10 protein-coding genes and 2 rRNA genes are annotated in these 13021 nt (G+C 65.2%); all 12 read left to right on the top strand.

All coding sequences use genetic code 11. The features are described from left to right. Positions 1-15: 15 nt before the first annotated feature. The 12 genes from LRQ07_RS11455 (at position 16) to xerD (ending at position 12903) form a co-directional block, all read left to right on the top strand. Positions 16-3120 (top strand): 23S ribosomal RNA (locus tag LRQ07_RS11455). A gap of 108 nt (positions 3121-3228) precedes the next feature. Continuing rightward, positions 3229-3345 (top strand): 5S ribosomal RNA (gene rrf, locus LRQ07_RS11450). Positions 3346-3511: 166 nt separating this feature from the next. Continuing rightward, positions 3512-4237: a hypothetical protein gene (locus tag LRQ07_RS11445; protein ID WP_256534685.1), complete on the top strand. Its 726-nt coding sequence runs from the start codon at positions 3512-3514 to the stop codon at positions 4235-4237. Between the two features lie 47 nt (positions 4238-4284). Continuing rightward, on the top strand, positions 4285-5046 hold the full coding sequence (locus tag LRQ07_RS11440; RefSeq protein WP_256534684.1) for a hypothetical protein: 762 nt from the start codon (positions 4285-4287) through the stop codon (positions 5044-5046). Next, a complete protein-coding gene (locus LRQ07_RS11435; RefSeq protein WP_256534683.1) occupies positions 5046-6083 on the top strand; it encodes an HAD-IIA family hydrolase in 1038 nt (345 codons plus the stop codon). The genes LRQ07_RS11440 and LRQ07_RS11435 overlap by 1 nt, the downstream gene beginning before the upstream one ends. A 52-nt stretch (positions 6084-6135) precedes the next feature. Next, entirely contained in the window at positions 6136-6312 is a 177-nt protein-coding gene (locus LRQ07_RS11430) for a hypothetical protein (protein ID WP_256534682.1), read from the top strand. Continuing rightward, positions 6309-7106, top strand: a complete 798-nt coding sequence (locus LRQ07_RS11425) for a TlyA family RNA methyltransferase (protein WP_256534681.1) — start codon at positions 6309-6311, stop codon at positions 7104-7106. Before LRQ07_RS11430 ends, LRQ07_RS11425 begins: the two co-directional genes overlap by 4 nt. Then, complete coding sequence (locus LRQ07_RS11420) at positions 7103-8023, top strand: NAD kinase (RefSeq protein WP_256534680.1); 921 nt, start codon at positions 7103-7105, stop codon at positions 8021-8023. The genes LRQ07_RS11425 and LRQ07_RS11420 overlap by 4 nt, the downstream gene beginning before the upstream one ends. Continuing rightward, positions 8020-9711 (top strand): DNA repair protein RecN, encoded by a 1692-nt coding sequence (gene recN / locus LRQ07_RS11415; RefSeq protein ID WP_256534679.1) that lies wholly within the window; start codon positions 8020-8022, stop codon positions 9709-9711. Before LRQ07_RS11420 ends, recN begins: the two co-directional genes overlap by 4 nt. Before the next feature lie 17 nt (positions 9712-9728). Further along, on the top strand, positions 9729-11423 hold the full coding sequence (locus tag LRQ07_RS11410; protein ID WP_134351629.1) for a CTP synthase: 1695 nt from the start codon (positions 9729-9731) through the stop codon (positions 11421-11423). Next, positions 11416-11997, top strand: coding sequence for an NUDIX domain-containing protein (locus LRQ07_RS11405; protein WP_256534678.1), 582 nt, complete (start codon positions 11416-11418; stop codon positions 11995-11997). The genes LRQ07_RS11410 and LRQ07_RS11405 overlap by 8 nt, the downstream gene beginning before the upstream one ends. 3 nt (positions 11998-12000) lie before the next feature. Then, positions 12001-12903: a site-specific tyrosine recombinase XerD gene (xerD, locus tag LRQ07_RS11400; RefSeq protein ID WP_047521825.1), complete on the top strand. Its 903-nt coding sequence runs from the start codon at positions 12001-12003 to the stop codon at positions 12901-12903. The last annotated feature ends 118 nt before the right edge of the window (positions 12904-13021 follow it).

Below are 13021 nucleotides of genomic sequence, written 5' to 3'. Positions count from 1 at the left end.
TTCAAACTCATGTGATTTCAAGTCTTTAAGAGCAAACGGTGGATGCCTTGGCATCTGGAGCCGAAGAAGGACGTAGCAATCTGCGATAAGCCTCGGGGAACTGATAAGCAAGTTTTGATCCGAGGGTGTCCGAATGGGGAAACCCCGCTGGGCGGCGTGCCGACCTAGTGACTCCCGCCTGAATATATAGGGCGGGTAGAGGGAACGTGGGGAAGTGAAACATCTCAGTACCCACAGGAAGAGAAAGCAACCGCGATTCCGTTAGTAGTGGCGAGCGAAACCGGATCAGGCTAAACCTAGCGTGTGTGATAGCCGGCAGGCGTTGCACGTTGGGGGTTGTGGGACTTTTCAGTCATCTCTGCCGAGGTGGCGGCGTTACAAGAAGGTATAGACGAACGGTCTTGAAAGGCCGGTCATAGAGGGTGCCAACCCCGTAGTCGAAATGCTTCTCTTGGCGCGAAGAGTATCCCAAGTAGCACGGGGCCCGTGAAATCCCGTGTGAATCTGTCAGGACCACCTGATAAGCCTAAATACTCCCAGATGACCGATAGCGGACAAGTACCGTGAGGGAAAGGTGAAAAGTACCCCGGGAGGGGAGTGAAATAGTACCTGAAACCGTTTGCTTACAAACCGTTGGAGCCTCCTTAGTAGGGGTGACAGCGTGCCTTTTGAAGAATGAGCCTGCGAGTTAGCGATATGTGGCGAGGTTAACCCGTGTGGGGTAGCCGTAGCGAAAGCGAGTCTGAATAGGGCGATTCAGTCGCATGTCCTAGACCCGAAGCGAAGTGATCTATCCATGGCCAGGTTGAAGCACGTGTAAGAGCGTGTGGAGGACCGAACCCACTTAGGTTGAAAACTGAGGGGATGAGCTGTGGATAGGGGTGAAAGGCCAATCAAACTTCGTGATAGCTGGTTCTCTCCGAAATGCATTTAGGTGCAGCGTTGCGTGTTTCTTGCCGGAGGTAGAGCTACTGGATGGCCGATGGGCCCTACAAGGTTACTGACGTCAGCCAAACTCCGAATGCCGGTAAGTGAGAGCGCAGCAGTGAGACTGTGGGGGATAAGCTTCATAGTCGAGAGGGAAACAACCCAGACCACCAACTAAGGTCCCAAAGCGCGTGCTAAGTGGGAAAGGATGTGGAGTTGCTGTGACAACCAGGAGGTTGGCTTAGAAGCAGCCACCCTTGAAAGAGTGCGTAATAGCTCACTGGTCAAGTGATTCCGCGCCGACAATGTAACGGGGCTCAAGCACGCCACCGAAGTTGTGGCATTGACATTATTGGTAGGCCTTCGTGGTCCAGCCGTGTTGATGGGTAGGAGAGCGTCGTGTGGCCAGCGAAGCGGCGGTGTAAACCAGCCGTGGAGGCTACACGAGTGAGAATGCAGGCATGAGTAGCGAATGACGTGTGAGAAACACGTCCTCCGAAAGACCAAGGGTTCCAGGGTCAAGCTAATCTTCCCTGGGTAAGTCGGGACCTAAGGCGAGGCCGACAGGCGTAGTCGATGGACAACGGGTTGATATTCCCGTACCGGCGAAGAACCGCCCAAGCTAATCCAGTAGTGCTAAGTATCTGAATCCCAGTGACTGATCCCTTCGGGGTGACGCTCTGGGCCTAGCGTACGACCCCATTCTGGTGCGGTTAGCGTATTAACAGGTGTGACGCAGGAAGGTAGCCCAAGCCAGGCGATGGTTGTCCTGGTGCAAGTGCGTAGGCCGAGTCGTAGGCAAATCCGCGATTCATTGAGGCTGAGACACGATGCGGATAAAAAGTGGGTGATCCTATGCTGCCGAGAAAAGCATCGACGCGAGGTTCTAGCTGCCCGTACCCCAAACCGACTCAGGTGGTCAGGTAGAGAATACCAAGGAGATCGAGAGAATCGTGGTTAAGGAACTCGGCAAAATGCCCCCGTAACTTCGGGAGAAGGGGGGCCTTCGGCGTATAGGGATTTACTCCCGAAAGCGTTTGGAGGCCGCAGAGACTAGTGGGTAGCGACTGTTTACTAAAAACACAGGTCCGTGCCAAGTCGCAAGACGATGTATACGGACTGACGCCTGCCCGGTGCTGGAAGGTTAAGAGGACCGGTTAGCCGTAAGGCGAAGCTGAGAATTTAAGCCCCAGTAAACGGCGGTGGTAACTATAACCATCCTAAGGTAGCGAAATTCCTTGTCGGGTAAGTTCCGACCTGCACGAATGGCGTAACGACTTCCCAACTGTCTCAACCGCGAACTCGGCGAAATTGCATTACGAGTAAAGATGCTCGTTACGCGCAGCAGGACGGAAAGACCCCGTGACCTTTACTACAGCTTGGTATTGGTGTTCGGTGTGGCTTGTGTAGGATAGGTGGGAGACTTTGAAGCATGGACGCTAGTTCGTGTGGAGTCATTGTTGAAATACCACTCTGGTCACTCTGGATATCTAACTTCGAACCGTAATCCGGTTCAGGGACAGTGCCTGGTGGGTAGTTTAACTGGGGCGGTTGCCTCCCAAAAAGTAACGGAGGCGCCCAAAGGTTCCCTCAACCTGGTTGGCAATCAGGTGTCGAGTGTAAGTGCACAAGGGAGCTTGACTGTGAGACTGACAGGTCGAGCAGGGACGAAAGTCGGGACTAGTGATCCGGCAGTGGCTTGTGGAAGCGCTGTCGCTCAACGGATAAAAGGTACCTCGGGGATAACAGGCTGATCTTGCCCAAGAGTCCATATCGACGGCATGGTTTGGCACCTCGATGTCGGCTCGTCGCATCCTGGGGCTGGAGTAGGTCCCAAGGGTTGGGCTGTTCGCCCATTAAAGCGGTACGCGAGCTGGGTTTAGAACGTCGTGAGACAGTTCGGTCCCTATCCGCTGCGCGCGTAGGAAATTTGAGAGGATCTGACCCTAGTACGAGAGGACCGGGTTGGACGAACCTCTGGTGTGTCAGTTGTTCCGCCAGGAGCACCGCTGATTAGCTACGTTCGGGATGGATAACCGCTGAAAGCATCTAAGCGGGAAGCCGGCCTCAAGATGAGATTTCCATACCTTCGGGTGAGAGGCTCCCAGCCAGACTACTGGGTTGATAGGCCAGATGTGGAAGTGCAGTAATGCATGCAGCTGACTGGTACTAATAAGCCGATGACTTGATAACACACCGTTTGTTGGTGCTACGCGTCCACTGAGTGGTTCTCGATGTACGGTCGAGAACCGCATAACAACAATGACTTTGTTATGTGTTTGATTGAAACATCAATAGTGTTTCGGCGGCCATAGCGTGAGGGAAACGCCCGGTTACATTCCGAACCCGGAAGCTAAGCCTCACAGCGCCGATGGTACTGCAGGGGGGACCCTGTGGGAGAGTAGGACACCGCCGGACTCCTTTTAAACAAAATGGCCACCCAACGCTGGGTGGCCATTTTGCGTTTATACGAAGAGAACAGGGATCATCATGCCGGAAGAGGAAGAGCGCCGTCCGCGTCGCAACGACGACAAGGGATCGCGCAGCAATCGCCCTTCCGGCAAGGGTCCCGATCGCAGTCGTGATGGCGGCGCCCCTCGTCGTGAGGGCGGCGGGTACAAGCGTGATGGTGCTGCTCCGCGTCGTGAAGGTGGCGGGTACAACCGCGACGGCGGCGCCCCTCGTCGTGAAGGTGGCGGGTACAAGCGTGATGGCGCTGCTCCTCGCCGCGAGGGCGGCGGGTACAAGCGCGATGGTGCTGCTCCTCGTCGTGAAGGTGGCGGGTACAAGCGCGATGGTGCTGCTCCGCGTCGTGAAGGTGGCGGGTACAACCGCGACGGCGGCGCCCCTCGTCGTGAAGGTGGCGGGTACAACCGTGATGGTGCTGCTCCTCGTCGTGAAGGTGGCGGGTACAACCGCGACGGCGGCGCCCCTCGTCGTGAAGGTGGCGGGTACAACCGCGATGGTGCCGCTCCTCGTCGTGAAGGTGGCGGGTACAACCGCGACGGCGGCGCCCCTCGTCGTGAAGGTGGCGGGTACAAGCGTGATGGCGCTGCTCCTCGTCGTGAAGGTGGCGGGTACAAGCGTGATGGCGCTGCTCCTCGCCGTGAGGGCGGGTACAAGCGTGATGGCGCCGCCCCGCGTCGCGAGGGTGGCGACCGGGAGCGTTCGCGCTCCTACCCGCAACGTGGGGGAGCCGGACGTGAACGTCCCGCGCAGGCGGCGAACGAGCGTCCGCGGTTCGATGAGCCGCAGATCCCGGACGACGTCACCGCTCGTGATCTCAACGGCGCGGCTCGCAATGAGCTGAAGACGCTGAGCAAGGAGAATGCCGAGCACGTCGCGCGTCACCTCGCGATGGCCTCCCGCCTCATCGACGAGGACCCTGCGCTCGCCCACCAGCACGCGCTGGCCGCATCGCGCCGTGCCGGCCGTATCGCGATCGTCCGTGAGACTCTCGGCATCACCGCCTATGCCACTGAGGACTTCGCCCTCGCACTGCGTGAGCTGCGGACCTACCGACGGATCTCGGGCAAGGACGACCAGATCGCTCTGATGGTGGACAGCGAGCGTGGCATCGGCCGGTCCGATCGTGCGCTCGAGACTGGTAGGGCGGTCGATCGTTCGACGCTGGACACGCCCGTCCGCGTCGCGTTGGCGATCGCGATGTCAGGTGCGCGCCTGGATCAGGGCGACCTTGAACTCGCCCTCGGCGAGCTGGAGATCCCGGAGCTGGATCCGGATCGTGCGTTCGAGTGGAGCCCCGCACTGTTCGCAGCGCGCGCTGCTGTGCTCGAAGACCTCGGCCGCACCGAGGAGGCCGAGTTCTGGTCGCACCGGGCCGAGGTCGCCGCTGAAGCTCTGGGAGTCGATGAGGCCGGTGACGAAGAGATCTTCATCGAAGACAGCATGATCGAGATCGACCTCGACGAGGACGACACCGATGCGCCGGTAGAGCCTGCGCCGGCTGAGCCTGTTCAGGCCGAGGCCGCGCCGGCTGAGCCTGCGCCGGCCGAGCCCGCGCCGGCCGAACCCGAGACTGTGGAGCCCACGGTCGAGGACGAGGTGCGCGAGCTCCTGGGCGAAGACGAGGCCGACGACACGGACCCGGAGGCGTAGTGGCGCTGTTCTCTCGCCGGCGCCCGCTCCGCACGCCTCTCGACGGGGTCGACACCGTGCTGGCTGACCTGGACGGCGTGGTCTACGCCGGACCCGGTGCGCTGCCGTTCGCGGTGGACAGCCTCAACGAGGCGGCGAAGTCCGCACGGCTCGGCTACATCACGAACAACGCGGCGCGGACTGATGTCTCTGTCGCGGAGCATCTGAGCAGTCTCGGGCTCCAGGTCGAGGCCTCGGAGGTCGTGACGAGCCCGCAGGCCGCGATGCGTCTGATGGCGACGATCGTGCCGGCACCGGCGACGATCCTGGTCGTGGGTGGTGCCGGTCTCGTCGATGAGGTGCAGAAGGCCGGGTACACGGTGACGCGCAGCGCGGACGACGCGCCGAGTGCAGTGGTGCAGGGATTCGCTCCCGAGGTCGCCTGGACCGATCTCGCGGAGGCGGCGTTCGCACTCAAGCTTCCCGAAGAAGAGGGCGGCATCCCCTGGATCGCGACGAACACGGACTGGACGATTCCTCGTGAACGGGGAGTGGCTCCGGGCAACGGAACCCTCGTCTCTGCCGTCCACACAGCCATCGGTCGGCTGGCGACCGTCGCAGGCAAGCCGGAGACGCCCATCTTCGAAGAGGCGCTCGCTCGTTTCGGTGCCGAGAAGGCGCTGTTCATCGGCGACCGCCTGGACACCGACATCATGGGGGCGAGCCGTGTCGGCATCGACTCGGCGCTGGTGCTGACAGGGATCGACCGCCCCAAGCACGTCCTTGCGGCACCGGAAGGCTCGCGTCCGACGTACATCCTCGGCGACCTCCGCGAACTGCACGAGCCTTATCCCGAGGTGACGGAGCGAGACGGTATCTTTGCCGTGAACGGTGCCGCCGTACGGGTCTCCGGGGCTGACGTCGAGATCGTGTCGGAGTCCGGGTCGCAGATCGATCTGCTACGCGCCGGCGCCGCCGCGATCTGGGCGTCCGGTACCCCGGTGTTCGTCCTTCGTGTTCCCGAGCGCCTCTACGACGATCCCTTCCACCGCCCCTGAGCGATCTCGCGTGGCTCCTTCGCGCGTCGGAGGGGCCGCGTACAGTGGAACCGTGAGTGAAGAGACGACGAGCGAGCCGACCGACGGCCTGTGGAGCCGTCTGCGCCTGATCGAGGGGCAGCCGCTTCCCGTGCGCGCCGCCGCCTACGCGGCCATGCACGATGAGCTCTCCCGCCGCCTCGAGAGCGGCGCGAAGCTCGATCATCGGGAGACCTCGGGATCCCGATGACGCGACTCGACGCTGCCCTCGCCGCCCGAGGACTCGCCCGTTCGCGCAGTCATGCGGCGACTCTCATCGCCGAAGGCCTCGTGAGTGTCGCCGGCCGCCAGGTCGTGAAGGCCTCGACCGCCGTGGACGATGAGGCCGAGATCACGGTCGCGGGCTCCGACCACTACGTCGGCCGTGCGGCCCACAAGCTCATCGCCGGACTCGACGGATTCGGCATCCCGGTGGCGGGAAGACTCGCGCTCGACATGGGGGCGTCCACGGGAGGTTTCACGCAGGTGTTGCGCGAGCGGGGCGCCCGAACCGTGCTCGCTGTCGACGTCGGGCACGGCCAGATGGCTCCGTCTATCGCCGCCGACCCCGGGGTGATCACCGTGGAGGGCTTCAACGTCCGACACATGACGCGCGAGAATCTCGCCGAGGCCACCGGCGTCATGGAGCGCCCCGACCTCGTGGTCGGCGACCTCTCCTTCATCTCCCTCGAACTCGTGTTTCCGGCCGTCCCGGCGGTCGCGACCGCGGAGTCCGACATCCTGCTGCTCGTGAAACCGCAGTTCGAGGTCGGACGGACGGCGGTGCGCGGGGGACTGGTCACCGATCCCGCCACCCGTGCCGATGCAGTCGCGCGCACGGTGTGGAGCGCCTGGGACGTCGGCATGGGGATGCTCGGCATCCTTCCCTCACCACTTCTGGGAACGCACGGCAACGCGGAATATCTCGTGCACCTCGCGCCGGGGCGCGGCAGCAATCCGACAGAATGGTTGGACACCATCAATCGACTGGCAGGAGGACGATGAACGAGCGCAACATCCTGGTCGTCGCCCATGCCGGCCGGGTCGACACCGTCGACGCGGCGCGACGCGTGATCGATGCCCTGCGGGAAGCAGGAGCACGGCCGGTCCTGGCCGCCGACGACCACGAGGCCCTCACGGCGGTGGACGCTTTCTTCGCCGGCACCGATGTTCTGGGTCGCTCCATCGATCCGGCGGACCTCGAGCTCGCGATCGTGCTGGGCGGAGATGGCACGATCCTGCGCGCGGCCGAGCTGGTCCGCGATACGGGAGCGCCCGTGCTCGGCATCAACATGGGCCATGTCGGGTTCCTCGCCGAGATCGATCGAGACGACATGGACAAAGCCGTGCGCCGGGTGATCGACCGCGACTACGAGGTCGAGGAGCGACTCGCCCTGTCGGTACGCGTGAAAGACGCCGCCGGCGCGGTCGTGTACGAGACCTGGGCACTGAACGAGGCCACCGTGGAGAAGGCCAGCCGGGAGCGGATGATCGAGGTCGTCCTGGAGATCGACGGCAGGCCGTTGTCGAGCTTCGGATGCGACGGCATGGTCATCTCCACTCCCACCGGCTCGACCGCCTACAACTTCTCGGCCGGGGGACCGGTCATCTGGCCCAGCGTCGAGGCGATCGCCGTGGTGCCACTGTCGGCGCACGCGCTGTTCGCCAAACCGCTCGTCGTCAGCCCCGGTGCCGCGGTCGCGATCGAGATGCTCGAGCGCACCGACGGGTCGGGGATCCTCTGGTGCGACGGGCGTCGCTCCCACGATCTCCCGCCCGGCGCTCGGGTCGTCGTCCGCCGGTCGTCGCGCCCCGTGCGGCTCGCGCGTCTGCACCCCACGGCCTTCACCGACAGGCTCGTGCGCAAGTTCCAGCTGCCCGTCGAAGGATGGCGCGGCCAAACCCTGGGGACGCCGTCATGATCGAGGAGATGCGCATGCAGGGGCTCGGCGTCATCGCCGATGCGGTGCTGCCTCTGGGCCCGGGGTTCACCGCGATCACCGGAGAGACCGGCGCGGGGAAGACCATGGTCGTCACCGGACTGGGGCTGCTGCTGGGCCAGCGCGCCGACTCCGGGGCCGTCAGGGCCGGTGCCGCACAGGCGTCGGTGGCGGGTGTCTGGATCGTTCCGGAGGGCGGAGACGTCGCCGAGATCGTCGAGGAGGCCGGCGGCGAGTTGGAGCCCGCAGGAGCGGGAACCGCGGAGTTGTACGTCTCGCGCACGCTCAGCGCCGAAGGACGCAGCAGGGCGAGCGTCGGAGGGCGGGCGGCGCCCGCAGGGGTGCTGTCGTCGCTGGCGGAAGAGCTCGTCGTGGTGCACGGACAGTCCGAGCAGCTGCGTCTGCGCTCCGCCGCGGCACAGCGCGACGCGCTCGACCGCTTCGGTGGGACGCCGATCGCGGACGCGCTCGCGAAGTACACGGACTCCTTCACCCGCTGGCGGGCACTGGACTCCGAGATCTCCGAGATCACCGAGAACCGGGACCGTCGTGCCGAGGAGGCCTCCCGCCTCCGGGAAGACCTTGCACTGATCGAGGCGACCGCACCGGAGCCGGGCGAGGACCAGGAACTCGCAGATCGGGCCGAGCGTCTCGCGAATGCCGAAGAACTTCGTGTCGCGGCATCTCTCGCGCACGGAGCGCTCTCCAACGAGGACGGCGAACCTGACGCCTCCGCCCTCGTCGCGGAGGCCCGTCGCGTGATCGAGCGTGCGTCCGACGCCAAGCTGACCGAGATCGGGGAGAGCCTCGCGGACATCGGCTACCGGATCGCGGACGCTGCGGGACTCCTGTCCGCCTACCTCGCTGACCTCGACGAGTCCGGCCCTCATGAACTGGCCGCCGTGGAAGAACGTCGCGCGGCGCTGGGTACCCTCGTGCGCGCTCACGGCTCCCTCGACGAGGCGTTGGCGCTCTGGCAGACGGGATCCACGAGGCTCGCGGAACTCGATGACGACGGCGACCGCCTCGAGCGGCTCATCGCCGAGCGCGATGCGGCACGAACCGAGCTGGACGCCGACGCGGCGACGCTGACGGCGACACGTACCGATGCCGCCGTCCGCCTCGGCGAGGCGGTGACTGCAGAGCTCCACGCCCTCGCGATGCCCGATGCGCGACTCGAGGTCGCGGTCTCCGAAGGGGCGGAGAGCACCCATGGTCGCGACGACGTCGCGATCCTCCTCGCTCCGCATCCGGGCGCCGAGCCGCGATCGGTCTCGAAGGGGGCCTCCGGTGGCGAGTTGTCCCGGGTCATGCTGGCCATCGAGGTCGTCATCGCCGCGACCGACCCCGTGCCGACCTTCGTCTTCGACGAGGTCGATGCGGGCATCGGAGGCGCCGCCGCGATCGAGGTCGGACGGCGACTCGCCCGACTCGCCGAGAAGTCGCAGGTCATCGCCGTCACCCACCTCGCGCAGGTCGCGGCCTTCGCGAACAACCACCTCTCCGTCGTCAAAGCCAATGACGGCGCGGTCACCGCCTCCAGCGTCCGGCGTCTGGAAGGCGGTGAGCGCGAAGCGGAGATGGCCCGACTGCTCTCGGGACTCGCCGATTCCGACGCTGCTCTCACCCACGCGCGCGAACTTCTCAGCCTCCGCGCCCCCGCCGCCTGATAGGATCGAAGCCCGTGATGAACTCTTCTTCCGCGGGACCCAAGAACGACACGACCAAGCACATCTTCGTGACTGGTGGTGTCGTTTCGTCTTTGGGTAAGGGACTGACGGCGGCCAGTCTCGGCAACCTCCTCACGGCCCGCGGTCTGCGCGTCGTGATGCAGAAGCTCGACCCGTACCTGAACGTCGATCCCGGCACGATGAACCCGTTCCAGCACGGTGAGGTCTTCGTCACGGACGACGGCGCGGAGACCGATCTCGACATCGGTCACTACGAGCGCTTCCTCGACATCAATCTGTCCGAGGCCGCCAACGTGACGACCGGCCAGATCTACTCGCAGGTGATCGCGCGCGAGCGTCGCGGCGAGTACCTCGGCGACACCGTCCAGGTCATCCCGCACATCACCGACGAGATCAAGCGTCGCATGCGTCTGCAGGCGAGCGAGGACCCGCGCCCCGATGTGATCATCACCGAGGTCGGTGGCACGGTCGGAGACATCGAGTCGCAGCCGTTTCTCGAATCCGCCCGCCAGCTTCGTCACGAGCTCGGACGGGACAGCGTGTTCTTCGTCCACGTCTCGCTGGTGCCGTTCATGGGCGCCTCGGGGGAGCAGAAGACCAAGCCCACCCAGCACTCCGTCGCAGCTCTCCGTCAAGTGGGCATCCAGCCCGACGCGCTCGTGCTCCGCAGCGACCGTCCGGTGAGCGCGAGCAACCGGAACAAGATCGCCCTCATGTGCGATGTCGACGTGGAAGGCGTCATCAACACGGTCGACCTGCCGAGCATCTACGACATCCCCTCCACGCTGAACGAGCAGGGCCTCGATTCGTACATCGTGCGTCGGCTCGGACTCGACCAGAAGGCGGCCGACGTCGACTGGACGCGCTGGAACAAGGTGCTCCACGCCGTGCACAACCCCAAGCACGAGGTGACGATCGGCCTGGTCGGCAAGTACATCGATCTTCCCGACGCCTACCTCTCGGTGACCGAAGCGCTCAAGGCGGGTGGCTTCGCACAGGAGACCAAGGTGAACATCCGCTGGATCCCCTCGGATCTGTGCGAGACGCCGGAAGGCGCCCAGGAGCAGCTGGCCGAGCTCGATGGCATCTGCGTGCCCGGCGGCTTCGGCATCCGCGGCATCGAGGGCAAGCTCGGTGCGCTCAAGTTCGCACGAGAGCAGGGCATCCCGACCCTCGGGCTGTGCTTGGGCCTGCAGTGCATGGTCATCGAGTACGCGCGGGACGTCGCCGGCATCGCGGGCGCGTCTTCCAGTGAGTTCGACCCGGAGACCGCCGAGCCCGTGATCGCGACGATGGCGGAGCAGGTGGACATCCTCGACGGCGGCGACCTCGGCGGCACCATGCGTCTCGGCCTGTACCAGGCGGCACTCGCCGAGGGATCCCTCGCGCGCGAGCTGTACGGGGCGCCGGAGGCCGCGGAACGGCACCGTCACCGCTACGAGGTCAACAACTCCTACCGTGATCGTCTCACCGACGCCGGCCTGGTGTTCTCCGGGCTCAACCCGGAACTCGACCTGGTCGAGTACGTCGAGCTGCCGCGTGACGTGCACCCGTACTACATCGCCACGCAGGCGCACCCGGAGCTGCGTTCGCGTCCGACCGCCCCGCACCCGCTGTTCCGCGGGCTGGTCGGCGCCGCGATCGAGCGTCACCGCGCGAGCGAGCTGTTCGACGTCAGTGCCGATGACTGAGTCGGCGGAGTACCTCCGCGACGAGTCTTTCGAGCCGGAGGTCCTCCAGAGCGACCGCGTCTACAAGGGCTGGGTCTGGGACGTGCGCTCCGACCGGGTGCGCTACGGCGACGGGGAGATCGTGCGCGAGTATGTCGCGCACACCGGTGCCGTGGCGATCCTCGCGCTCGACGACGAGGACCGTGTGCTGCTGATCCAGCAGTACCGCCACCCGATCCGTCACCGCGACTGGGAGCTGCCCGCCGGTCTGCTCGACGTGGACGGAGAGGCGCCGCTGGACGCCGCCCGTCGCGAGCTCGCCGAGGAGGCTGACCTCGTCGCCGCGCACTGGGAGCCGCTGGTCTCGTCTTGGACCACCCCGGGTGGCAACGACGAGATGATCCACATCTTCTTGGCCACCGGAGTCGCCGCGGCGCCTTCGGCACACGATCGGGAGGACGAAGAGGCGGACATCCGCGTCGAGTGGGTGCCGTTGGCGGATGCGGTGGACGCCGTCCTCGGCGGACGGATGCACAACGGCATCCTCACGATCGGTGTGCTGGCTGCGGCGCAGAGGCTGCGCGACCGGGGCTGACGCATGCTGCTGGAGCGCGCTCTCGACGCCTACCTGCGTCACGTCACGATCGAGCGCGGTCTGAGCGAGCACACGATCGCGGCCTACCGGCGTGACCTCGGTGGGTACTGCGAGTGGCTGGCCGGGGAGGGGATCGCCGACACGTCGGAGGTGACGCCGGCCGTGATCGACCGCTTCATCACGGAGCGTGCGTCGGCAGACCCCGCCCCGGCCTCCACCTCGCTGGCGCGCCTGCAGTCGTCCGTGCGGGGCTGGCACCGGTTCCTGGCTCGTGAGGGCATCGAGGTCGACGATCCGAGCGGGAGACTGCGTCCGCCCAAGGCCCCTCGTCGGCTCCCCAAGGCGCTGACGATCGACCAGGTCGAGAGGCTGCTCGCCGCACCGTCGCCCGAGGACCCGATCGGGGTGCGGGATCGCGCTCTCCTGGAGCTCCTCTATGCCACCGGCGCCCGCGTCTCGGAGGCGACCGGGCTCGACGTCGACGACCTCGCCCACGGCGATGTGCTGCGGCTGCGCGGGAAGGGCTCGAAGGAGCGCATCGTGCCGATCGGCTCCTATGCGCGAGAGGCGGTCGACGCCTATCTCACGAGGGTGCGGCCGGCGCTCGCGGCGAAAGGACGGGCATCGGCGCGGCTGTTCCTCGGTGCCCGTGGAGCGCCCCTGTCACGACAGAGCGCCTGGCTGGTGATCCGTGCCGCGGCGGAGAAGGCGCAGATCACGTCGGAGGTGTCGCCGCACACCCTGCGTCACTCGTTCGCCACACACCTGCTGCAGGGGGGAGCCGACGTCCGTGTCGTGCAGGAGCTGCTCGGACATTCCTCGGTCGCGACGACCCAGATCTACACCCACGTCTCTGTCGATACGTTGCGTGACATCTACGCGACCTCGCATCCCCGCGCCCGCTGACACCGCCCATCCGGGAGAGCCCCCTGCCGCGTGCCGAGGCGGCTGCGGAACGGGCCGCCCGGTACAATCGACCAAGCACGAACGGAGCAGGAGAATCGGTGGCTGAGAAAGTGGCGAA

It is taken from the genome of Microbacterium sp. J1-1, from assembly GCF_024498615.1.
Lineage (GTDB): Bacteria > Actinomycetota > Actinomycetes > Actinomycetales > Microbacteriaceae > Microbacterium > Microbacterium aurugineum.
This window is presented reverse-complemented; position numbering and strand designations above follow the sequence as displayed.